This is a genomic window from Pseudonocardia sp. NPDC049635 (assembly GCF_040659795.1).
In the GTDB taxonomy this organism is placed as follows: Bacteria; Actinomycetota; Actinomycetes; order Mycobacteriales; family Pseudonocardiaceae; genus Pseudonocardia.
This window is the reverse complement of the sequence record NZ_JBFAON010000020.1, coordinates 55,207-77,249: the sequence shown is the minus strand read 5'-3', so window position 1 is coordinate 77,249 and position 22,043 is coordinate 55,207. Positions and strand designations below refer to the sequence as shown.

20 protein-coding genes are annotated in these 22,043 nt (G+C 73.0%); 9 read left to right on the top strand and 11 right to left on the bottom strand.

From position 1 onward, the window contains the following. Positions 1 to 6 precede the first annotated feature (6 nt). The 9 genes from AB0J24_RS21695 to infC all read right to left on the bottom strand — a co-directional run bounded on the left by AB0J24_RS21695 (position 7) and on the right by infC (position 9,185). Entirely contained in the window at positions 7 to 1,158 is a 1,152-nt protein-coding gene (locus tag AB0J24_RS21695; RefSeq protein ID WP_358684073.1) for an acyl-CoA dehydrogenase family protein, read from the bottom strand. 11 nt (positions 1,159 to 1,169) lie between these two features. After that, complete coding sequence (locus AB0J24_RS21690; protein WP_358684071.1) at positions 1,170 to 1,931, bottom strand: 3-hydroxyacyl-CoA dehydrogenase; 762 nt, start codon at positions 1,929 to 1,931, stop codon at positions 1,170 to 1,172. Positions 1,932 to 1,966: 35 nt separating this feature from the next. Further along, positions 1,967 to 3,115 (bottom strand): acetyl-CoA C-acyltransferase, encoded by a 1,149-nt coding sequence (locus tag AB0J24_RS21685; protein WP_358684069.1) that lies wholly within the window; start codon positions 3,113 to 3,115, stop codon positions 1,967 to 1,969. Between the two features lie 144 nt (positions 3,116 to 3,259). Then, positions 3,260 to 5,782, bottom strand: a complete 2,523-nt coding sequence (gene pheT / locus AB0J24_RS21680; protein ID WP_358684067.1) for a phenylalanine--tRNA ligase subunit beta — start codon at positions 5,780 to 5,782, stop codon at positions 3,260 to 3,262. A gap of 43 nt (positions 5,783 to 5,825) precedes the next feature. After that, a complete protein-coding gene (pheS, locus tag AB0J24_RS21675; RefSeq protein ID WP_358684065.1) occupies positions 5,826 to 6,884 on the bottom strand; it encodes a phenylalanine--tRNA ligase subunit alpha in 1,059 nt (352 codons plus the stop codon). 112 nt (positions 6,885 to 6,996) lie between these two features. Beyond that, positions 6,997 to 7,866 carry an RNA methyltransferase gene (locus AB0J24_RS21670; protein WP_358684063.1) on the bottom strand — a complete coding sequence of 290 codons (870 nt, stop codon included), beginning with the start codon at positions 7,864 to 7,866 and terminating at the stop codon, positions 6,997 to 6,999. A 1-nt stretch (position 7,867) separates the two neighbouring features. Continuing rightward, positions 7,868 to 8,251, bottom strand: coding sequence for a 50S ribosomal protein L20 (gene rplT, locus AB0J24_RS21665; protein WP_358684061.1), 384 nt, complete (start codon positions 8,249 to 8,251; stop codon positions 7,868 to 7,870). A 75-nt stretch (positions 8,252 to 8,326) separates the two neighbouring features. Further along, positions 8,327 to 8,521, bottom strand: a complete 195-nt coding sequence (gene rpmI, locus AB0J24_RS21660) for a 50S ribosomal protein L35 (protein WP_358684059.1) — start codon at positions 8,519 to 8,521, stop codon at positions 8,327 to 8,329. Between the two features lie 91 nt (positions 8,522 to 8,612). Next, positions 8,613 to 9,185, bottom strand: a complete 573-nt coding sequence (gene infC / locus AB0J24_RS21655) for a translation initiation factor IF-3 (RefSeq protein WP_358684122.1) — start codon at positions 9,183 to 9,185, stop codon at positions 8,613 to 8,615. Between the two features lie 393 nt (positions 9,186 to 9,578). Between infC and AB0J24_RS21650 the strand changes: the two genes are divergently transcribed. Continuing rightward, complete coding sequence (locus tag AB0J24_RS21650) at positions 9,579 to 10,439, top strand: glycosyltransferase (protein ID WP_358684057.1); 861 nt, start codon at positions 9,579 to 9,581, stop codon at positions 10,437 to 10,439. A gap of 192 nt (positions 10,440 to 10,631) precedes the next feature. Here AB0J24_RS21650 and uvrA read toward each other — a convergent pair whose 3' ends face one another. Further along, positions 10,632 to 13,628, bottom strand: a complete 2,997-nt coding sequence (gene uvrA / locus AB0J24_RS21645; RefSeq protein WP_358684120.1) for an excinuclease ABC subunit UvrA — start codon at positions 13,626 to 13,628, stop codon at positions 10,632 to 10,634. Between the two features lie 315 nt (positions 13,629 to 13,943). Between uvrA and AB0J24_RS21640 the strand changes: the two genes are divergently transcribed. Next, a complete protein-coding gene (locus AB0J24_RS21640; protein WP_358684055.1) occupies positions 13,944 to 14,618 on the top strand; it encodes an MBL fold metallo-hydrolase in 675 nt (224 codons plus the stop codon). Between the two features lie 116 nt (positions 14,619 to 14,734). Here AB0J24_RS21640 and AB0J24_RS21635 read toward each other — a convergent pair whose 3' ends face one another. After that, complete coding sequence (locus AB0J24_RS21635; protein WP_358684053.1) at positions 14,735 to 15,019, bottom strand: hypothetical protein; 285 nt, start codon at positions 15,017 to 15,019, stop codon at positions 14,735 to 14,737. A gap of 169 nt (positions 15,020 to 15,188) precedes the next feature. On the opposite strand from AB0J24_RS21635, the gene AB0J24_RS21630 reads away from it, so the two are divergent. From AB0J24_RS21630 to AB0J24_RS21600, 7 genes are all read left to right on the top strand, one after another. Then, on the top strand, positions 15,189 to 16,061 hold the full coding sequence (locus AB0J24_RS21630; RefSeq protein WP_358684051.1) for a hypothetical protein: 873 nt from the start codon (positions 15,189 to 15,191) through the stop codon (positions 16,059 to 16,061). 25 nt (positions 16,062 to 16,086) lie between these two features. Continuing rightward, complete coding sequence (gene rnhA, locus AB0J24_RS21625; RefSeq protein WP_358684117.1) at positions 16,087 to 16,563, top strand: ribonuclease HI; 477 nt, start codon at positions 16,087 to 16,089, stop codon at positions 16,561 to 16,563. After that, positions 16,560 to 18,662 (top strand): prolyl oligopeptidase family serine peptidase, encoded by a 2,103-nt coding sequence (locus tag AB0J24_RS21620; protein ID WP_358684049.1) that lies wholly within the window; start codon positions 16,560 to 16,562, stop codon positions 18,660 to 18,662. Before rnhA ends, AB0J24_RS21620 begins: the two co-directional genes overlap by 4 nt. A gap of 11 nt (positions 18,663 to 18,673) precedes the next feature. Continuing rightward, positions 18,674 to 19,150, top strand: a complete 477-nt coding sequence (locus AB0J24_RS21615) for a hypothetical protein (protein ID WP_358684047.1) — start codon at positions 18,674 to 18,676, stop codon at positions 19,148 to 19,150. A gap of 432 nt (positions 19,151 to 19,582) precedes the next feature. Beyond that, positions 19,583 to 19,792, top strand: a complete 210-nt coding sequence (locus tag AB0J24_RS21610; protein WP_344026222.1) for a rubredoxin — start codon at positions 19,583 to 19,585, stop codon at positions 19,790 to 19,792. Positions 19,793 to 19,812: 20 nt separating this feature from the next. Further along, positions 19,813 to 20,574, top strand: coding sequence for a ribonucleotide-diphosphate reductase subunit beta (locus AB0J24_RS21605; protein ID WP_358684045.1), 762 nt, complete (start codon positions 19,813 to 19,815; stop codon positions 20,572 to 20,574). 1,005 nt (positions 20,575 to 21,579) lie between these two features. Further along, positions 21,580 to 22,041, top strand: coding sequence for an MSMEG_3727 family PQQ-associated protein (locus AB0J24_RS21600; protein WP_358684043.1), 462 nt, complete (start codon positions 21,580 to 21,582; stop codon positions 22,039 to 22,041). The last annotated feature ends 2 nt before the right edge of the window (positions 22,042 to 22,043 follow it).

The following is a 22,043-nucleotide window of genomic DNA, read 5'->3' as shown; positions in this document are numbered from 1 at the left end:
TGCAGTCTAGAGTCCGAGACCCCGACCGATGACCTCCTTCATGATCTCGGTGGTACCGCCGTAGATCCGGGTGATCCGCGCGTCGGCGTACGCCTTCGCGATCGGGTACTCGGTCATGTAGCCGTAGCCGCCGTGCAGCTGCAGACACCGGTCCACCACCCGGCCCTGCAGCTCGGTGCACCAGTACTTCGCCTTGGAGGCGTCGACCGCGGTCAGCTCGCCCGCGTTCAGCGCCCGCACGCAGTCGTCGACGTAGTGCTCGGCGATGTCGATCTCGGTGTCCAGCTCGGCGAGCACGAACTTCGAGTTCTGGAACGATCCGATCGGCGAGCCGAACGCCTTGCGCTCCTTGACGTAGTCGAGCGTGTGGTGCAACGCCGTGCGGGCCGCGGCGACCGCCGCGATCGCGATCGACAGCCGCTCCTGGGGCAGGTTGCTGACCAGCTGGGTGAACCCCTGGCCCTCCTCCGGTCCGAGCAGGTTCGCCACCGGGACCCGCACGTCGGTGAACGACAGCTCCGCCGTGTCCTGCGCGTGCTGGCCCAGCTTGTCCAGGTTCCGGCCGCGCTCGAACCCCGCCATCCCGCGCTCGAGCATCAACAGGCTCATGCCCTTGTGCTTCTGCGACGGGTCGGTCTTCACCGCGACGACCACCAGGTCGCTGTTGATGCCGTTGGTGATGAACGTCTTCGCTCCGTTGACGACGTAGTGGTCGCCGTCGCGGATCGCGGTCGTCGACATCGACGCCAGGTCGGAACCGATGCCCGGCTCGGTCATCGCGATGGCGAGGATCGAGGTCCCGGCCACCACCCCGGGGAGCCAGCGCTGCTTCTGCTCCTCGTTGCAGTAGGCCAGCAGGTAGGGCAGCACGATGTCGTTGTGCAGGGTCAGGCCCAGCCCGGACGCCGCAGCACCCGAGCGCATCAGTTCCTCGGCGATGACGGCGTTGAACCGGAAGTCCGGCACCCCGCCCCCGCCGTACTCCTCGGGCACGTCGATGCCCAGGAAACCGTTCGCTCCGGCCGTGGTGAACAGCTCGCGGGGGACGATCCCGTCCCGCTCCCACTGCAGCTCGTGCGGGACGATCTCCTTCTCGACGAAGGAGCGGAACGCCTCGCGGAAGTCCTCGTGATCGGACTCGTACAGCGTGCGCCTCATTGCGGGGCCTCCTACCGGGGCTGCATCCGGATCGCGCCGTCGAGACGGATCGTCTCGCCGTTCAGCATCGGGTTCTCGACGATGTGCGCGGCCAGCTTGGCGTACTCGGCCGGCTGCCCCAAGCGGGACGGGTGCGGCACCTGCTTGCCCAGCGACTCCTTCACGTCCTCGGGCAGGGACGCGAGCAGCGGGGTCTCGAACAGCCCCGGGGCGATCGTGTTCACCCGGATGCCGAGACCGGCCAGGTCGCGGGCGATCGGCAGCGTCATCCCGACGATGCCGCCCTTGGACGCCGAGTAGGCCGCCTGCCCGATCTGCCCCTCGAACGCCGCCACCGACGCGGTGTTGACGATGACCCCGCGGTCACCGTCCAGCGGCTCGGCCTTCGCGATGCGTTCGGCTGCCAGCCGGATCACGTTGAACGTGCCGATCAGGTTGACGTTGACGACCTTGACGAAGTCGGCGAGCGGGAACGGGCCGCCCTTGCCGTAGGTCTTGATGCCGTTGCCGATCCCGGCGCAGTTCACCGCCACCCGGAGGGTGCCGAGCTCCTCCGCGGCGTCCAGCGCCGCCGAGACCTGCTGCTCGTCGGTGACGTCCGCGGCGGCGAACCGGGCGGCGTCACCGAGCTTGTCGGCGACCGCCTCGCCCTGCGAGGTCGGCAGGTCGATGATCACGACCTTGGCGCCGGCCTCCACGAACCGCTCGGTGGTGGCCAGGCCGAGGCCGGACGCGCCGCCGGTGACGACCGCGACGGATCCGTTGATGTCCATGTGTGTCCTTCCGGTGTTCGCTCGGGGAGCTGTGTCTACAGCAGTTCGAGGATGGTCGCGTTGGCCTGCCCGCCGCCCTCGCACATGGTCTGCAGGCCGTAGCGGATGCCGTTGTCGCGCATGTGGTGCACCAGGGTCGTCATGATCCGGGCACCGGAGCCGCCGAGCGGGTGTCCGAGTGCGATCGCACCACCGAGCGGGTTGGTGCGCTCGGCGACGCCCGCGTCGTCACCGGCGATGTCGGCGAGCCAGGCCAGCGGGACCGGGGCGAAGGCCTCGTTGACCTCGAAGGCCCCGATGTCCGAGAGCGACAGGCCGGAGCGCTTCAGCGCCTTCTCGGTCGCCGGGATCGGTGCCGTCAGCATGATGACCGGGTCGGCACCGGCGAGCACGGCGGTGTGCACGCGGGCGATCGGGGTCAGCCCGAGCTCCTTCGCCTTCTCGCTCGTCGTCATGAGCAGGGCGGCGGAGCCGTCGGAGATCTGCGAGGAGTTGCCGGCGTGGATGACGCCGCCCTGGTCGGCGTCCTTGAACACGGTCTTGAGCTGGCCCAGGCTCTCCAGCGTGCCGCCCCGGCGGATGCCCTCGTCGGCGCTCACCCCGGCCACCGGCGCGATCTGGCCCTCGAACCGGCCCGCGTCCTGCGCCTGCGCGGCGCGGGCGTGCGAGAGCAGCGCGAACTCGTCGAGCCGGGTGCGGGAGAAGCCCCACTTCTCGGCGATCATCTCGGCGCCGACGCCCTGGTTCGGGAACGAGCCGTAGCGCTCCATGAACGCCTCGCCGAACGGGTTCTGGTCCATCAGCGGCGTGCCCATCGGCACCCGGGTCATCGACTCGACCCCGCCGGCGACGGCGACGTCGTACTGCCCGGCGATCAGCCCGGCCGCGGCGAAGTGCACCGCCTGCTGGCTGGATCCGCACTGGCGGTCGACGGTCACACCGGTCACCGTCTCGGGGAACCCGGCCGCCAGCGCGGCGCTGCGGCCGATGTCGAAGGTCTGCTCGCCTGCCTGGGACACGCAGCCCCAGACGACGTCGTCGATCTGCGCCGGGTCGATCCCGGCCCGCTCGACCAGGCTCCGCAGGACATGGGCCGACAGGTCGGTCGGGTGCACCCCGGCCAGGCCGCCCTTGCGGCGGCCCACCGGGCTCCGCACCGCCTCGACGATGACTGCATCTCGCACGTTCCACGCTCCTTCGGGTGGTGGACACGGCGCCGGCGGCGCCACCGGGTCCCGACGCTAGCAGGGAAACAGTCAGCCTTGACTGTGATGTTGGCTGGGCGCCGGTGCGAGCCGCTGGAGGCCCCGCCGCACGAGGCGGGCACGTCAGCGCAGAGTGGCTCCGTGCCGGGAACCGGCCTCGGCGACCGCGGCGTCCCGGGCCGCGTTGGCCTCCTCGCCGGTGAGCGTCCGGTCGTCGGCCCGCAGCCGCAACGAGAACGCCAGCGACCGCTTCCCCGCACCGACCTGGTCACCGGTGTAGACGTCGAACAGCCGCACCGACTCCAGCAGCTCCCCCGCGCCCGCGGTGAGCGCCTCGGCGAGATCGGCCGCGGGCACCTCCGCGTCCGCGACCAGCGCCACGTCCACCGCCACCGGCGGGAACGCCGACACCCGCGGCACCGGCAGGTTCTCCACCAGCTCGATCGCGTCGAGATCGATCTCGGCGGCCACGGTCCGGGCAGGCAGCCCGAACGCCTCGACCACCTTCGGGTGCAGCTCACCGGCGTACCCGACGACCGTCGGGGTACCCGCGACGACCAGCTCCGCGCACCGGCCCGGGTGCCACGGGGCACGCTCGGCGCGCCGCGGGCGCAGCTCCACCCCGGCCGCGGCACCGGTCAGCCGGGCGGCCTCCACGGCGTCCTCCCAGGTCGCCGGGCGACCGGGACCCCACCAGCCGCGCGGCTCCCGGTTCCCGGCCAGCACGACCCCGACGTGCACCGGCTGCGCCGGCAGCGCCGCCCGGATCGCCGCGTACTCCTCGTCGGACGGACGAGTGGTGACCGCCGGGTCCGGCATCGGGGGCGGGTTCTCCTGCGGCTGGACGACCTGCGCGATCGCATACAGCGCGAGATCCTCGCTGCCACGGGAACGGTTGCGCACCAGCATGTCCAGCAACCCCGGCAGGAGCGTGGTGGCGAGCCGCGACCGCTCCGCGTCGAGCGGGTTGGTCACGGCGACGGTGCGCCGGCGTTCGTCGTCGGCGGCCAGCCCGAGGTCGTCCCACACCGTGTCGGCGACGAACGGGAACGGCAGCACCTCGACGTGACCGGCCTCGGCCAGCGCCCGCGACACCGCCCGGCGGCGCTGCTGGGCGGGGGTCAGCCCGCGGCCGGCGGGCGCGGTGGGCTGCACCGAGGGGATCGATTCGTAGCCCTCGAGACGCAGCACCTCCTCCACCAGGTCGGCGGCCATCCGCAGGTCCGGACGCCAGGTGGGCGGGGTCGCCACGACGACACCCTGGCCGTCGGCGCCGGTGTCCAGCTCGACGGTGCAGCCGACCTGGGTGAGCCGTCGGACCGTCGCGCCGCGCGGGTAGACGACCCCGGCGACCCGGTCGGGCAGCGACAGCGGCATCCGGATCGGCGCCACCGGCGGGATCCCGCCCTCGTCGGTGCGCCCCTCGGCGAGGGTCCCACCGCCCAGCTCGACCAGCAGCTGCGCAGCCCGCTCGGCGGCGACCGGCGGCAGCGCCGGGTCGACGACCCGTTCGAACCGGCGGGACGCCTCACTGGGCAGCTTGTGCCGGCGGGCGGCCCGGGCGATCACCGGCGGCGAGAAGTGCGCGGCCTCGAGCAGCACGTCCACCCGGGCGCCGGGGCCCAGCTCCGCCGGGCCGGGGATCTCGGTCGACGCGCCGCCCATCACCCCGGCCAGCCCGATCGGGCCCGAGCCGTCGGTGATCAACAGGTCGTCGCCGTCGAGGACGCGGGTCTGCCCGTCGAGGGTCTCCAGCTTCTCCCCCGCCGCGGCCCGGCGGACCTCGATCGTGCCGGACACCCGGGAGGCGTCGTAGGCGTGCAGCGGCTGGCCCAGGTCGAGCATCACGAAGTTGGTGACGTCGACGATCAGCGAGATCGGCCGCATCCCGGCGGAGAGCAGCGCCCGCTGCATCCACCAGGGGCTGGGCGCGGCGGGATCGACGCCGTTCACCCGGCGCACCACGAACCGCGCGCACCCCTCGCCGTCGGTGATCCGGACCGGCCAGGCGTCGCCGTCGGCATCGGCGACGGCGACCCGCCCGGCCGGGTCGGTGTAGTCGAGGTCCAGCGAGGTGGCGAGCTCGCGGGCGAGGCCGCGGACGGCGAAGCAGTAACCGCGGTCCGGGGTGACGGCCAGCTCGACGACCGGCTCGGTCAGGCCGAGCACGTCGAGCGCGTCGGCGCCGGGCTCGGCCGTGCCGGGCGGCAGCACCAGGATCCCCGTGTGGTCGGGGCCCAGACCGAGCTCCTTCGCCGAGGCGATCATGCCGTCGGAGATGCGGCCGTAGGTCTCCCGCTGGGCGATGGCGAAGCCACCCGGCAGCACGGCACCCGGCTCGGTGACGACCACCAGGTCGCCCACGTCGAAGTTCCGTGCGCCGCAGACCACGTACCGGTGCCGTGCGGTGTCGTCCCCGCGGTCCGAGAAGTCGACCCGGCAGTACCGGATCGGCTTCTTGAACCCGGTCAGCTCCTCGATCGAGGCCACCCGTGCCACGGTCAGCGGGCCGGTGATCTCCGGTGCCGGGTGGATCTCCTCGACCTCCAGCCCGACCCGGACGAACGCCTCCCCGATGTCCTCGGGACTCGCCGGGAGCGCCGCCGGGTCGATGTGCCGGGCGAGCCAGGACGCGGACACTCGCACTGCTCAGAACTCCTCGATCGGGAAGTGGTGCCTCGGTGGCGTCTCAGACGCCGAACGCGGCCGAGAAGCGGACGTCACCCTCGACCATGTCCCGCATGTCCGGGATGCCGTTGCGGAACATCAGGGTCCGCTCGATGCCCATGCCGAAGGCGAACCCGGAGTACTCCTCCGGGTCGACACCGCTGGCGCGCAGCACGTTCGGGTTCACCATGCCGCAACCGCCCCACTCGACCCAGCCGGGCCCGCCCTTCTTCTGCGGGAACCACAGGTCGACCTCGGCGGACGGCTCGGTGAAGGGGAAGTACGACGGTCGCATCCGGGTGCCGGCCTCCGGACCGAACATGGCGCGGGCGAAGGCGTCCAGGGTGCCGCGCAGGTGCGCCATGGTCAGTCCGCAATCCACCGCGAGGCCCTCGACCTGGTGGAACACCGGGGTGTGGGTGGCGTCGAGCTCGTCGGTCCGGAACGTCCGGCCCGGGCAGGCGACGTAGACCGGGAGGTCGCGTTCGAGCAGCGAACGGACCTGCACCGGCGAGGTGTGCGTGCGCAGCACCATCCCGGAGTCCTGGCCGCGCTCGGGATCACCGAGGTAGAAGGTGTCCTGCATGGTGCGGGCCGGGTGGTCCTTGCCGAAGTTCAGGGCGTCGAAGTTCAGCCAGGACGCCTCGACCTCGGGACCCTCGGCGATCTCCCAGCCCATCGCGACGAAGATGTCCGCGATCCGCTCCGACAGCTGGGTGATCGGGTGCCGGGCGCCGCGGGGGCGACGGTCGGTGGGCAGCGTGACGTCGACGGTCTCCTCGCGCAGCACCCGGGCGTCGCGCTCGTCGAGCAGCACCGCACGACGCTCGTCGAAGGCGGCCTGCACCTCCTGGCGGGCGGCGTTCACCCGCTTCCCGGCGTCGGCCCGCTCCGGCCCGGGCAGCTGCCCCAGCGAACGGCGGGCCATCGGGATCGGAGCCCGGTCACCGAGATGCGCGGGCTTCACCGCGGCCAGCGCGTCCAGGTCGGCGGCGGCGTCGAACGCGGTGCGCGCGGCCTCGACGGCCGACTTCAGCACGTCCGGGTCCAGCGGGCTCTCGTTCACGGCGTCGTCACTCATGGTGTCCTCGATCGTAGAGGGCGGCTGCCAACCGGTTTCCCGCAGGTCGGCGGGCCGCCCGGGGGCTCCGACCCGGATCGGCCGACACCGGCCCACGCCGGCGCACGCGGCGTCAGGTCCCGGCGATGCCGTCGCGGCGGTCCGGCGCGGGGGCGACCCCGGCGCGGGCACCGACCGTCGCGTACAGGCAGATCGCCGCGGCGGTGGCCAGGTTGAGCGACTCCGCGCGGCCGTGGATCGGTACCCGCACGCGATGGTCCGCGGCGGCCAGCAGGCCCGGCCCGGCACCGTGCGCCTCGCTGCCGAGCACCCATGCGACCGGTCCGGCCAGCAACGGCGTCGTCGCCGGATCGTGCAGGTCCAGCTCACCGCGCCCGTCGGCCACCAGTGTGGTCAGGCCGGCGGCCCGGCAGGCCTCGAGCACGCCGGCCGCGTCCCGGTCCCTGGCCAGCGGCAGGTGGAACACGCTGCCGGTGGACGCCCGGACGGCCTTGCCGTTGTGCGGGTCGACGGTGTCCCCGGCCAGCAGCACGGCGTCACAACCCGCCGCGTCGGCGACCCGGACGACGGTGCCGACGTTGCCCGGATCGGAGATCCCGGCGCAGACCGTCACGAACCCGGGCGCACCGGCGAGTGCCTCCGCCACCGGCACGTCGAGCAGGTCGCAGACCGCGACCAGGCCCTGTGGGGTGACCGTCTCGGACAGCCCGGCGGCGGCGCGGTCGGTGACCGGCACGACGCGCACGCCGCGGTCCCGGGCGGCGTCGAGAAGTTCCGGATGGCGCAGGGCGGCCTCGTCGGTCACGAACAGCTCGTGCACCGGGCCCGCGGCGAGCGCCTCCCGGACGGCCTGGGCCCCCTCGACGAGGAAACGCCCGGCCCGATCGCGCCCGGCGCGGCGCAGCAGCTTGCGAGCCGCTGCGACGCGCGGGGTGCGCTCGGTACCGGGCGTCGGGCCCTCGCCGGAGCCGCTGCGGGTCACCTCAGGCCGCGGAGCCCCGCTCGGTGCCCGACGGCAGGTTCTCCTTGGCGATCTTGACCAGGGCGGCGAACGCGGCCGGGTCGCTCACGGCGATCTCGGCCAGGTTCTTGCGGTCGACCTCCACGCCGGCGGCCTTGAGGCCCTGCACGAAGCGGTTGTAGGTCATGTCGTTGGCGCGGGCCGCGGCGTTGATCCGGGTGATCCACAGCTGCCGGAAGTCGCCCTTGCGCGCGCGACGGTCCCGGTAGGCGTAGTTCATGGAGTGGAGCATCTGCTCCTTGGCCTTGCGGTACAGCCGCGAACGCTGCCCGCGGTAGCCGGCGGCCGACTCCAGCGTGGTGCGGCGCTTCTTCTGGGCGTTCACCGCGCGCTTCACGCGTGCCATGGGTGTCTCCTGGGGTGGTGCGGCGTCGTCCGCGCGGGGCGCACGTCGCCGGATCGAAGAAAGTGGGGCGGAAAGTCAGCGGCCGAGGAGCTTCTTGATGCGCTTCACATCCGGCTTGGCAACGTCGACCACGCCCGAGAGGTCACGCTTCTCCTTGCGGGACTTGACCTCCAAGCGGTGCCGCAGGCCGGCCTGCTCACGCTGGAGCTTGCCGGAGCCGGTGGTGCGGATCCGCTTCGCGGTCCCCTTGTGCGTCTTGTTCTTGGGCATGACGTATCCGTTCGGTGTCGGCCCCCGGCGGACCGGGGGTCGTGCGGGTACTGCGTGTCCCTCCCCGCCCGCGCACCGGGCGGGGAGGCCCTCACGCCTCGGTCTCGGCCGGGGCGTCGCTGCCGGCGGTCGCCGCGGTCTTGCGCGGCGCCGGCTTCTTGGTCGGTGCCAGCACCATCGTCATGTTGCGGCCGTCCTGTTTCGGCGCGGCCTCGACGACGGCCATGTCGCCGATGTCCTCCGCGAGGCGCTGCAGCAGCCGGTAGCCCAGCTCGGGACGGGACTGCTCGCGACCACGGAACATGATCGTGACCTTGACCTTGTTGCCGCCTTCGAGGAAGCGGATCACGTGACCGCGCTTCGTCTCGTAGTCGTGCTTGTCGATCTTCGGCCGGAGCTTCTGCTCCTTGATCACGGTGAGCTGCTGGTTACGCCGGGACTCCCGGGCCTTCTGCGCGCTCTCGTACTTGAACTTGCCGTAGTCCATGAGCTTGCAGACCGGCGGGCGGGCCTGACCGGCCACCTCGACCAGGTCGAGGTCGGCGTCCTGCGCCAGCCGGAGGGCGTCCTCGATACGCACGATCCCGACCTGCTCGCCGTTCGGGCCGACGAGGCGGACCTCGGGCACGCGGATGCGGTCGTTGATGCGGGGCTCTGTGCTGATGGGGTCTCCTGAGTAACTCGCTGTGTCGCTACTACCTGCTGTTGCGCCGGCGACGACAAGCGAAGACCCGTTGATCGGCCGGTGGCGACAGCTCTGCCACGAGGCCGGACCATGGACCCGGACGCCGCTACGATCACGGCGCGGGTGGGAGCGGGGCTCCACTTGACGCCCGGAACACACGCATCAACGCGATCCCGGGTGGTCGCATTCCCGAGGGTAGCAGCCCGCCTCGGCACCGGCCGCACGGGGCCGCACCCGGAACCGGCGGTGACCGCACACAGCCTACCGCCGACCGTGTCGCATCCCGGCCTGCCGGGCCGCGCCGCGATCGTCTCGTACGGTCCGGCGTGGCCGGTCACGGCCCCTCGGCGATGCTCCGGGAGGAGGTGCGCGGTGCCCGCCCGACCCGCGCTGTCGGTGTGCGTCCCGGTCCACCAGGGCGCCCGGTACCTGGAGAGCACGCTGCGCAGCGTGCTCGACCAGGACGCCGATCTCGAGGTGGTGGTCCGGGACAACGGCAGCACCGACGGGTCGTCGGAGATCGTGCGCGGTCTCGACGACCCGCGGATCCGCCTGGTCCGGGTCGAGGAGACGGTGCCGATGGCGGAGAACTGGGCCCGCACCGTGGAGCTGGCCAGGGCCGACCTGGTGAAGATCGTCTGTGCCGACGACCTGGTCGCCCCCGGCGCACTGCCGGCCCAGATCGCCGCGCTCACCGCCGATCCCTCGCTGGCGATCGTCGTCGGACGCACCGACATGGTCGACGCCGACGGCCGGACGCTGTTTCCGAACCGGCACGTCCCCCGGTCGCTGCTCGGCCCGCGCCCGGCGGCGGACGTGCTGAGGGCCGTCGTCCGGCACGGCGGCAACCCGATCGGCCCCTCGGCGGCGGTGATGTTCCGGCGGGCGCACTACGAGGCCGTCGGCGGGGTCGGCGGAAGCCTGCACTTCACGATGGACCTCGACCTGTGGGTCCGGCTGCTGCGCCACGGCGGGCTGCACGGCGACAGCCGCACGGCCGCCTCGTTCCGGATCCACCCGGGGTCGGCCTCGGCCGCCGCGACCCGCGCTGAGTTCGCGGTGCAACGGGCCTTCACCCGGAGGCTGATCCGCGAGGCCGAGCCGGCGATCCGCCGCCGGGACCGGGTGGTCGGGGTCGCCGGATGCTACGCGGCGCTCCTCCGACGGTACGGGCTGTTCCTCCTCGGCGACCTCAGCCGTCGCCGAGCGGCACGCATCCGCCGGCACGCCTGACCGGCCTGCCCTCGGAGCGCCGGGACCCCACCGGGATCGGCCTGCTCGCCACGCCCGTGGGCGCCGTGTGCGAGCCGGACCGACGAGAGGCCCCTGCTCACCGCCTCGGCGTGACACGCTCGCCACCCCGCGCATCACACGCTCGCCACCTGCTCAGCTCGCTACCCCGCGCGTCACACGCTCGGGCCCTCCTCAGCTCGCCGCGGAGGCGGCGCGGCGCCGGGACACCGCCGACGCGGTCGATGTGCCCTTCGCCCCCTTCGTCGCTGCGCCGGTGCGCCTGCGGGTCGGCCCGGCGGGGGCGGCGTCCGGGGTGACCAGATCACGCAGGAACCGCCCGGTGTGACTCTCCGGGTGGGCCGCGACCTGTTCGGGGGTGCCCTGGGCGACCACGGTCCCACCACCGGACCCACCCTCGGGGCCCATGTCGATGATCCAGTCGGAGGTCTTGATGACGTCGAGGTTGTGCTCGATGACGATCACCGTGTTGCCCTTGTCGGCCAGGCCCTGGATCACGGCGAGGAGCTTGCGGACGTCCTCAAAGTGCAGCCCGGTGGTGGGCTCGTCGAGGATGTAGACGGTGCGGCCGTTGCTGCGCTTCTGCAGCTCGCTGGCCAGCTTCACCCGCTGCGCTTCCCCCCCGGACAGGGTCGGGGCGGGCTGCCCGAGCCGCACGTAGCCGAGACCGACGTCGACCAGGGTCCGCAGGTAGCGCGCGATCGAGGTGATCGGCTCGAAGAACTCGGCGGCCTCCTCGATCGGCATGTCGAGGACGTCGGCGACGGTCTTGCCCTTGTAGTGGACCTCGAGCGTCTCCCGGTTGTACCGGGCCCCCTTGCAGACCTCGCAGGGGACGTAGACGTCCGGCAGGAAGTTCATCTCGATCTTGATCGTGCCGTCGCCGGTGCACGCCTCGCAGCGGCCGCCCTTGACGTTGAAGGAGAACCGGCCCTCGGCGTACCCGCGGACCTTCGCCTCGGTGGTCGCGGCGAACAGCTTCCGCACCTTGTCCCACACGCCGGTGTAGGTGGCGGGGTTGGACCGCGGGGTCCGCCCGATCGGCGACTGGTCGACCCGCACCAGCTTGTCGAGCTCGTCGACACCGTTGATCCGGGTGTGCCTGCCGGGGACCTGGCGGGCACCGTTGAGCCGGTTCGCCAGGACGGTGGCCAGGATGTCGTTGATCAGGGTCGACTTGCCGGACCCGGAGACCCCGGTGATCGACACCAGCCCGCCGAGCGGGATGTCGACGTCGATCCCGCGCAGGTTGTGCTCACGCGCACCGATGATCGACAGCTTCCGGGAGTGGTCGAGCTCGCGCCGCTGCGGCAGCGGGATCGACCGGCGGCCCGACAGGTAGGCACCGGTCAGCGAGGTGTCGTGCGACTCCAGCTCGGCGACCGGCCCGGAGTGCACGATGTGCCCGCCGTGCTCCCCGGCGCCCGGGCCGATGTCGACCGCCCAGTCGCTGGCCCGGATGGTGTCCTCGTCGTGTTCGACGACGATCAGCGTGTTCCCGAGGTCGCGCAGCCGGGTCAGGGTGTCGATCAACCGGCGGTTGTCCCGCTGGTGCAGCCCGATCGACGGCTCGTCGAGCACGTAGAGCACCCCGACCAGGCCGGAGCCGATCTGGGTGGCCAGCCGGATGCGCTGTGCCTCGCCACCGGACAGCGTCCCGGCGGCGCGGTCGAGCGACAGGTACTCGAGCCCCACGTCGAGCAGGAACCCGAGCCGGGCCTGGATCTCCTTGAGCACCGCTCCGGCGATCATCGCCTGGCGGTCGTCGAGCACCATGCCGTTCAGGAAGTCCGCGCACTCCGCGACGGACATGTTGGAGACCTGGGCGATCGACCGCTCCCCCAGGTCGCGGTGCGACATCGTGACTGACAGGACCTCGGGGCGCAGCCGGGAGCCACCGCACGCGGGGCACGGGATGTCACGCATGTAGCCCTCGTAGCGCTCACGCTGCGACTCCGACTCGGTCTGCTCGAGACGACGCTCCAGGAAGGGCATGACGCCCTCGAAGTTCGCGTAGTAGGAGCGCTCCCGGCCGTAGCGGTTGCGGTAGCGGACGTGGACCTGGTCGTCGCTGCCCTGCAGCACCGCCTTCTGCGCGGCGGCGGGCAGCTTGCGCCACGGGGTGTCCATCCGGAAGCCGATCGCCGTGGACAACCCGGACAGCAGCCTGCCGAAGTACTCGGCGTTGTGCCCGGCCGACCAGGGTGCGATCGCCCCGTCGGCCAGGGAGCGGTCCGGATCGGGGACGACGAGCTCCGGATCGACCTCCTTCTTGATGCCCAGACCGGTGCAGGCCGGGCAGGCGCCGTAGGGCGAGTTGAAGGAGAAGGTGCGCGGCTCGAGATCGTCGACCGCGATGGTGTGCCCGTTCGGGCAGGCCATCCGCTCGGAGAAACGCCGCTCGCGCCCCGGGTCGTCGGCCGGCAGATCGACGAAGTCGAGCACGACCAGACCGTCGGCGAGGCGCAGCGCGGTCTCGACCGAGTCGGTGAGCCGCTGCTTGGCCGTCACCTTGACCGAGAGCCGGTCGACGACCACCGAGATGTCGTGCTTCTCCTGCTTCTTGAGCTTCGGCGGATCCGTCAGCTGGTGCACGGTGCCGTCGACCAGCACCCGGGAGTAGCCCTGCGACTGCAGGGTGGAGAACAGGTCGACGAACTCGCCCTTGCGGGTCCGCACGACCGGGGCGAGCACCTGGAACCGGCTGCCCTGCTCCATCTCCAGCACCTGGTCGACGATCTGCTGCGGGGTCTGCTTCGCGATCCGCTCACCGCACTGCGGGCAGTGCGGGACGCCGGCGCGGGCGTAGAGCAACCGCAGGTAGTCGTGGATCTCGGTGATCGTGCCGACCGTCGACCGCGGGTTGCGGTTGGTCGACTTCTGGTCGATCGAGACCGCGGGCGAGAGACCCTCGATGAAGTCGACATCGGGCTTGTCCATCTGCCCGAGGAACTGCCGGGCGTACGCCGAGAGCGACTCGACGTAGCGCCGCTGACCCTCGGCGAAGATCGTGTCGAAGGCCAGGCTGGACTTTCCGGAACCGGACAGCCCGGTGAACACGATCATGCTGTCGCGCGGCAGGTCGATGTCGACGCCCTGCAGGTTGTGCTCGCGCGCACCGCGGACGACCAGCCGCGGACCGCTGGGGACCGGCGACGCACCCGGGGACAGGGTGTCGCCGACGTCCGGGCGGTCGGTGCTGTGGTCGCTCACGATGCGCGCCTCCTGGCTGGCGAGGGTCGTCCCGTTCCGGATTCGATGCTAGGCCGCGCCCCCGACAGGAACGCGGCGAGCAGGCGTCGTCGCGGTCGCCCCTCGGTGGATGCACGCCGCCACGCGCCGGTCGGTACGCGACGCACGATACTCGTACGCATGTTCGACCACCCCGCCGGGGGACGGCCCCCGGCGGGGTGGCGGGCGGACCGGAGCCCGGACCGGTGGGTTCACCCCACGGCGACGTGCGCCACCGGCAGCTACCCTCGCGCCGTGGACGTCCTGGAGAACTACACCGGTCACACCGAGCCCGGCGGCCCCGCCATCCGTCGTGACCTGGACCGGCTCAGCATCAGCAAGATCTCGGTCGGCGAGATGGACAACAACGCCTACCTGCTGGTCTGCAAGCAGACCGGGGAGGCGCTGCTGATCGACGCCGCCGCCGAGCCGAGCCGGATCGCGGACCTGATCGGCGCCACCGACGAGCGCCCCGACCTGCGGCACCTGGTGACGACGCACCGGCACCACGACCACTGGCAGGCGCTCGGTGCGATCGCCGGGATGTTCGAGCCCCGGCTGATCGCGCACCCGCTGGACGCGCCGGAGCTCCCGGCGCCGATGGACGAGTTCGTCGAGCACGGCGACCGGCTCGCCTTCGGTGAGATCGAGCTGGAGGTCATCCACCTGCGCGGGCACACCCCGGGCTCGATCGCGCTGCTCTACCGCGGGGCCGACCGGCCGCACCTGTTCACCGGGGACAGCCTGTTCCCCGGCGGGCCGGGGAAGACCTGGTCGCCGGAGGACAACGCGCAGCTGCTCGCGGACCTGGAGGAGCGGGTCTTCGACGCGCTGCCCGACGACACCTGGTTCTACCCCGGGCACGGGGACGACTCCACGATCGGCGAGCAGCGCCCGGGCCTGCCGGAGTGGAAGGCCCGTGGCTGGTAGGAGCCGCGGACACGCTCGCGGACCGGGGTCGCCCGTGCCGGGCAGGCGGCCCCGGCGGTCGCTGTGCCGCTCGGGAAGTCGGCCGGGCCGGACACCGACCCCGATCCGCCGTTGCCTCACCCCGGGTCGGCCGGGTAGCTCCGGCCGGCCGCCACGAACAGCTCCCGCCACCGCTCGCCGGGCAGCCGCTCCCACGGCCGCTCCGCCGCCTCCCACGCCGCGGGCACGGCGATCGCGAACAGCCCGGGTTCGAGCAGCCCGGCGTGGTCCAGTTCGTCGAGAAGTTGCGGCACCCGGTTCCCGCCCACCCGGGCGACGGCGGCGTCCCATTCCGCCCGGGTGAGCGGGCGGTCCCGGTCCAGCAACGCGTTCACCGTGATCTCGTAGAGGGCCTGGCTCACGCGGTTCAGGATCGCACTACCGGTGAACGACCAGCTCCTGCCCTCCGGCGATCCGATCAGCCGCTCGGCGCTCGGGGCGGACCGTCACCGTAACGAGGCGACCGGCCGTCGTTACTGCTCCGATCGGCCGCTGCGCCAGGTGCCGGTCCCGACCTACGGTCCTCGACCGATGAGCGCTCCCCACGCCGACGACCGATCCCCCGCCCCGCCCGATCCCGAGCACAACGGTCACCCCACCGCCACCGTGCTGGACGCACCGTCCGTGCCACAGCCCCGGCCGCCGCAGGCACCAGGGCCGGCGCCGGGCGCCGCGGGCCCGGGCACGGCGGAGCTGCCCGGCCCCGTGCACGAGCCGGGCCCGCGCACCCCGCCGCTGCCCTGGCACGCCGTCTCCCCGGCGTCCGTCCCGCCCGGCCGGGCCCCGGTGCCGTCGGTGTTCCCGGCCGGGCCGTCGGCGCGGCCCGCGTGGCGCCGTGCCCTCGACGCGATCGACACCGGCCGGGCCGGCGCGCTCGCCGGTGCGGTCCGGGAGCGGGTGCCGCACCGGATCGCGGCCGTCGCGGTCGTCGTGGCACTCGTGCTGGCCGTCGTCGGCGCGATCACGGCGGAACCGGATGCGCAGGAGGCGGGAAGCACAGGATCGGCGCAGGTGGAGACACCGGCCGTGGTGCCGGCCGATCTCGTCGCGGACAGCACGCCCGCCGATCCGGCCGGCTTCGGCGACCCGGCCTCCTTCACCTCCCCGACCGGCAACATCACCTGCTCGATGGGGGCCGGTGAAGCCCGCTGCGACGTCGCCACCCGGGACTGGACGATCGACGGCTGTCCCGCCGACGCCGGTCTCGTCGTCGGCGGGGCAGCCGGTTCCCGCACGAGCTGCGACCCGGCGCCCGCGGCGACCGGCGCCGCGATGCTCGACTACGGAACCCATCTGACCCGCGGCGACCTCACCTGCGTCAGCCGGCGCACCGGCGTCGAGTGCCGCGACGCCCGCACCGGGCACGGTTTCACGGCGGCCCGGGCGTCCTACGACCTCTACTGAGCCGCTAACGTCGCGGCCCGTGACGGTGGTCGTGGAGATCTTCACCGACGGTGCCTGCGTGCCCAACCCGGGTCCGGGCGGCTGGGGCGCGGTACTGCGCTACGGCACCCACGAGCGGGACCTGTACGGCGGGGAGCCCGGCACGACCACCAACAACCGGATGGAGCTCACCGCCCCGATCCGGGCGCTGGGGGTGCTGACCCGGCGCAGCGTCGTGCACCTGCACACCGACAGCACCTATGTCCGCAACGGCATCACCCAGTGGCTGCCGCGCTGGAAGACCCGCGGCTGGCGGACCGCCGCCGGTGAACCCGTCAAGAACGACGACCTGTGGCGCGAACTGGACGCCGCCGTCCGCGGGCACCACGTCACCTGGTTCTGGGTGAAGGGCCACTCCGGCCACCCGGAGAACGAACGTGCCGACCGGCTCGCCGCCCAGGGCTGCGCCGAGGCCGCCGGGCAGCGCCCCCGCGACGTACCCACCCCGGAGAGGACCCCGTGACCGACTCGTTCCCCCGCCTGCACGCCCGCACCCGCCGGTTCACCCTCGGTGTGCCGCGCGGGTTCACCGTGGCCCCGGACGGCTCGCGGGTGGTGTTCCAGCGCAGCCGGTCCGGCACCGACCCGGTCACCTGCCTGTGGTCGCTCGACGCCCGCACCGGTGAGGAGCGGTTGCTCGTCGACCCGGCCGACGTCCCGGGCCTGCCCGGTGAGGAGGACCTGCCCGCCGCGGAGCGGGCCCGCCGCGAACGCGTGCGCGAGCAGGCGGGCGGCGTGGTCGGCTACACCTGCGACGACGCCGTCGAACGGGCCGTGTTCGCGTTGTCCGGGCGGCCCTTCACGGTCGCACTGTCCGGCGCACCGCAGGTCCGGCCGCTCGACGTCGGCGGGATCGAGGCCGTCGTCGACCCGCGGATCGACCCGACCGGGCACCGGGTCGCGTTCGTCGCCGACCGGGCGCTCTACCTGCACGATCTCGCCGCCGGAAGCACCACCGCACTGCTCACACCCGACGGTGACGACGTCTCCTACGGGCTCCCGGACTTCGCGGCCGCCGAGGAGATGGGACGTACCCGCGGATTCTGGTGGTCCCCGGACGGCGGGTCCCTGCTGGTCGCCCGGGTCGACGAGTCCCCGGTCGCGCGGTGGCACATCGCCGACCCGGAGCACCCCGACCGGGTCCCCACCGAGATGCGCTACCCCGCCGCCGGGACGCCGAACGCCGTCGTCGGCCTGGAGATCGTCACCACCGACGGTGCCCGCACGCCGGTCACCTGGGACGGCGCGGGCTACGAGTACCTGGCGACCGCCCGGTGGGACGCACACGGCCCGCTGATCTCGGTGCAGCCGCGCGACCAGCGTGAGGTGCTCGTCCTCGCCGTCGATCAGCGGACCGGTGCGACCACCGCGCTGGACTCGCAGACCGACCCGGTGTGGGTGGAGAACGTGCCGGGCGTCCCGGCGCGGACGGCGTCCGGTGTGCTGGTCCGGGCGGTGGACTCCGCCGGGGCGCGCCGGCTCGTCGCCGGTGGGGCCGAGCTGACCGGGCCGGAGCTGCAGGTCCGCGAGGTGCTCGGGATCGACGGCGAGACGGTGCTGTTCCGTGCCTCGCCCGAGCCGACCTCGACGGCCTTGTACTCGGTCGCGCCGGGCGCCGCCCCGGTCGCGTTGTCGCCCACCACCGGTCTGCACTCGGGGACGGCCGCCGGGGGCACCCTGGTCCGGGTCTCGCAGGACCTGGACGTCGGTCCGCACGCCGAGCTGGTCACGGCGGACGGCACCGTGCACCCGATCACCGGCCACGCCGCCGATCCCGGCCGGGCCCCTGCGGTCGCGCTGCACGCGTTCGGCGACCGGGAGCTGCGGTCGGCGGTGCTGCTGCCCACCGGGCACGTCCCCGGCACCCCGCTGCCGGTGCTGCTCGACCCCTACGGCGGGCCGCACGCGCAGCGCGTCGTGCAGTCCCGCAACGCCCACCTGACCAGCCGGTGGTTCGCCGAGCAGGGGTTCGCGGTGCTGGTCACCGACGGGCGCGGCTCCCCCGGTCGCGGCCCGGAGTTCGAGCGGGCGATCCACGGCGACCTGGCCGGCCCGGTGCTGGAGGACCAGGTCGCGGCGCTGCACGCGGCGGCTCAGGAGTACCCCGACCTGGACCTGACCCGGGTCGGGATCCGCGGCTGGTCGTTCGGCGGGTACCTGGCGGCGCTGGCGGTGCTGCGCCGCCCGGACGTCTTCCACGCCGGTGTCGCGGGCGCCCCGGTGACCGACTGGGCGCTCTACGACACCCACTACACCGAGCGTTACCTGGGCCTGCCCGGAGGGGAGCCGTACCGGCGCTCGTCGCTGATCGACGACGCCGCGACCCCGCCGACCCCGCAGGCGCCGCACCGGCCGCTGATGATCGTGCACGGGCTGGCCGACGACAACGTCGTCGCGGCGCACACCCTGCGGTTGTCGTCGGCGCTGCTCGCCGCCGGGCGCCCGCACCAGGTGCTGCCGCTGTCCGGGGTCACGCACATGACACCGCAGGAGGTCGTCGCGGAGAACCTGCTGCTGCTCCAGGTCCGGTTTCTGCAGGAGGCGCTGGGGGTCGCGGGCTAGTCTTCTCGGCCGTGGCGAGTGCTCCGGGACCGGACGATCCGCGCACGGTGGGCCGCTACCGGGTCACCGGTGTGCTCGGCTCCGGCGGGATGGGCCGGGTGCTGCTCGGCGAGGCGCCCGACGGCCGCCGGGCGGCGATCAAGCTGGTGCACCCCGAGCTGGTCGAGACCGAGGGGTTCCGGGCCCGGTTCCGCCGGGAGGTCGCGCTCGCCGCGCAGGCACCGCCCGGCTGGACGGCCGCGTTCCTGGACGCCGACCCGGACGCCCCGCGGCCGTGGCTGGCCACCGCCTACCTGGACGCGCCGACCCTGCACGAGGAGATCGTCCGGCGGGCCGCCTCGACCTCTCGCCGGAACCGGGTACGGAACCCGGGGTCGGCCGCCCGCTCGGGACGGACCAGCTTCAGCGCGACCTGCCGCCCCCGGCCGTCGACGGCGGCGTGCACCCGTCCCGAGGCACCGGAGCCGAGCAGCCGGCCGAGCCGGTAGGGGCCGATCGTCGCCGGACCGGGGTCGTCCGCGGCGGGGTCCGTCATACCGGGAGCCTCGCATGCTGAGCGGTCCACACGGGTGCCGTCGGGAGTCGCGGCCGTCAGGCGTCCGCACACCCCTTCGCCCCGGCTCACACCTGTTGCGACCGGTGTGTAGCGGGGTGAAGGGGTGTGCGGCCGCCTGACCACGTGATCGAAACACGTGTTACCGCCTCCCCTTGCGGTCGGCGCACGGGGTATGGCTCCCTGGGGAAGGCGACGCCCCCTCCCGTGGGAGGGCGTCCGCGTCCGCGACGAGGCGATGGAGCCGTGGGAGTCACATGACGACGCTCGAGGATGCCGCCGTGCACCCGCCACCACCGGCCCACGGCCGCCGGACGAGACCCCGGTCCGGGCGGCCGGGAGGCGCCGCGGACCCGGCGGGCCAGGCATGAGCGTCGGCGCGGCGGAGGCCGCGGCGGAGACCCGGCAGTGGGTCTGCGAGCCCTGCGGGTTCATCTACGACCCGGACGAGGGCGACCCGGACAGCGGCATCCCGCCGGGGACCGCGTTCGAGGACATCCCGGACGACTGGATGTGCCCGATCTGCGGTGCCACCAAGGCGGACTTCCGTCTGCTGGAACCGGGTGAGGACTTCTAGGGGAGCGAGGACGCAGTCTGATGATCACCGGATACCAACACTTCGTGACCCTCGCCGACTCGATCCAGTGGGACGAGGCGGCCATCGACTACACCGCCGACCGCGCGGCCTGGCCGCAGCTCACCGACACCGAGCGCACGAGGGTGCTCGGGCTGCTGGCCGGGTTCTGCATCGCCGAGTTCGCGGTCGCGGGCCAGCTCGGGTCGTACCAGGCGGCGGCGCTCGACGACTCGATGGAGGCTTGCTTCCGGGCCCAGGCCCGGGACGAGGCGCGGCACGCCCGCTTCTTCGACCTGGTCGCCGCCGAGGTCGCCGGCGTTCCCGGGGACAGCCCCGCCCGGCGGCTGGAGGTGTTGCGGGACCGGGCGGCCACCGAGCTCGTCGACCTGTTCGAGGTGCGGTTGCCCGACACCGCCCGCCGGCTCGCCGACGGCCGCCAGGACCTGACGGGGGCGGTCGGTCTCTACCACATGGTGATCGAGGGGGTGGTCCTGCTCGCCGGTCAGCACGCCATGCTCGCGACGCTGGACGGGCTCTCGGTCGGGCTGCCCGGCGTGCACAAGGGGATGGAGCTCGTGCTGCGCGACGAACGCTGGCACATCGGCTTCGGCTCGCGGATCGTGCAGAGCGCCGACATCGGTCCCGAGGAGGCCGACGCGATGCTCGAGCAGGGCGAGACCGCCGCGAAGGTCTGGGGCGACCTCATCACCACCGACGCGATCGAGACCGCGATGCGCCAGCACCGGCGGCGGCTCAAGGCCGCAGGCATCAAGTTCTGGTGATCCCCGGCCCGCCGGCCCGGCCCGCTCCGGCTCCGGCACCTCTCCCGAAGGTGAGGTCGAGCGGCATGGTGCCGGTGGCGGTCCGTGACACCGCCCGGCGGACCCGTCCGCGGCGGATCGGCGCCGCCGCCCCGCGCACCGCCGGCTCGCGAATGAGTCACCCGCTCGCCTCCGGCCGGCCTCGCCGGACGTCGATGAGAAACATGTGTTTCATTCCCGTCGTCGCATCGGTGACGGGCCGGGAATGCCGGGGCTCGGCGATCACCGGACCGGTGGGCGAGCCGCACTCGGGCGGTATCCACACCGGACACCGCCGGTTCCGCGACGACCGGGCGAACGATCACGAAGCGGCCGAACATCGCACGTCACGGCGCCGCCGGAGCACCGGGCCGCGCGCGGGAGCCCGGCCGGGTCCCGGGTCCCGAACCGCTCGGCCGCGCCCGTCGCGCTTTCGGGGGGGAAGCACCCGACGAGCATCGGAAATTCCGTCGGAAAGGGAGTGCAGACACCCGAATAGTTGCCATCACAATGCGCCTGCACGGTGTTCGGCGATCGACTGCGCACGCCCCCGGAACGGGACACGGAACCGTCGCGCGGGCCACCGCAGAATTGCCGCTCCGGCGTACCGGGCGAGGGGCCGGAGATCCCCCACCGGCGCGGGCGGCCGGCGCCGGGTGGCAGCCGCGCCCGTGACCCGGAACAGCACCGTCGCCATCGCGCTGACCTGGACGATCACCGGTGACCTCGGCCCTGTGGGCAGCCGTCGACCGGTCGCCCCACGTGGCTCGACCGGCAGGACCACCCGACCCGGCCGCGCGCGCCACAGCGGTCCGTCGTGCAATCCGCCGGGCCCGGGCGCGGACCGGGATTGGCCATTCGAGGAGACATCCGACCGGCCCGCGATCTTTCCCGTGAATGAGCTACCGCCCGGGGTTGACGCCCACCTCGACCCAGTGTGAAAGTGATCACGGCACCGCCGACAATTTCGCTCGGGAGGATATGTCAATGACGACGACCGAAGATCGATCGGCCGAGCTGGCCGCGGCCGGTCTCGACGGCCAGAACAGGACAGCGCTCGGCCGGCTGCTCAACACCGGGAGCATCGGGTACGCCGAGGAGGGGACCGACGGCGTGATGCGCGCGACCATCCGGATCCCGGAGGACGAGCTGCGCTACGAACCCTCGATCCTCATCTTCCCGCGTGGCGGTGACATCGAGCTCACTCTGATCAACGACGACAAGAACACCCACTGCGCCGTCCTGCCGAGCAACGGGGACCCCAAGTTCATCTGGCTGGTCAACCACGCGAAGGGAACCGCCCGGCTCAACCTGGACGGGCCGGGCACCTACTACTACGGATCCCAGAGCGGCAACGACGAGGGCCGCGGCCTGACCGGTGCCCTCGTCATGGGTGGTGAGGTCCCCGACCACGCGAAGCTCGACCGTCCCCCGCAGCCGCGCCCGTAGAA

Excerpts from the sequence above, each read along its gene's own strand:
- AB0J24_RS21695 (WP_358684073.1), bottom strand. The coding sequence starts at position 1,158 with ATGAGGCGCACGCTGTACGAGTCCGATCACGAGGACTTCCGCGAGGCG.
- AB0J24_RS21605 (WP_358684045.1), top strand. The coding sequence starts at position 19,813 with ATGATCACCGGATACCAACACTTCGTGACCCTCGCCGACTCGATCCAG.
- AB0J24_RS21600 (WP_358684043.1), top strand. The coding sequence starts at position 21,580 with ATGACGACGACCGAAGATCGATCGGCCGAGCTGGCCGCGGCCGGTCTC.
- pheS (WP_358684065.1), bottom strand. The coding sequence starts at position 6,884 with ATGAGTGACGACGCCGTGAACGAGAGCCCGCTGGACCCGGACGTGCTG.
- AB0J24_RS21610 (WP_344026222.1), top strand. The coding sequence starts at position 19,583 with ATGAGCGTCGGCGCGGCGGAGGCCGCGGCGGAGACCCGGCAGTGGGTC.
- rplT (WP_358684061.1), bottom strand. The coding sequence starts at position 8,251 with ATGGCACGCGTGAAGCGCGCGGTGAACGCCCAGAAGAAGCGCCGCACC.
- AB0J24_RS21630 (WP_358684051.1), top strand. The coding sequence starts at position 15,189 with ATGAGCGCTCCCCACGCCGACGACCGATCCCCCGCCCCGCCCGATCCC.
- AB0J24_RS21690 (WP_358684071.1), bottom strand. The coding sequence starts at position 1,931 with ATGGACATCAACGGATCCGTCGCGGTCGTCACCGGCGGCGCGTCCGGC.
- rpmI (WP_358684059.1), bottom strand. The coding sequence starts at position 8,521 with ATGCCCAAGAACAAGACGCACAAGGGGACCGCGAAGCGGATCCGCACC.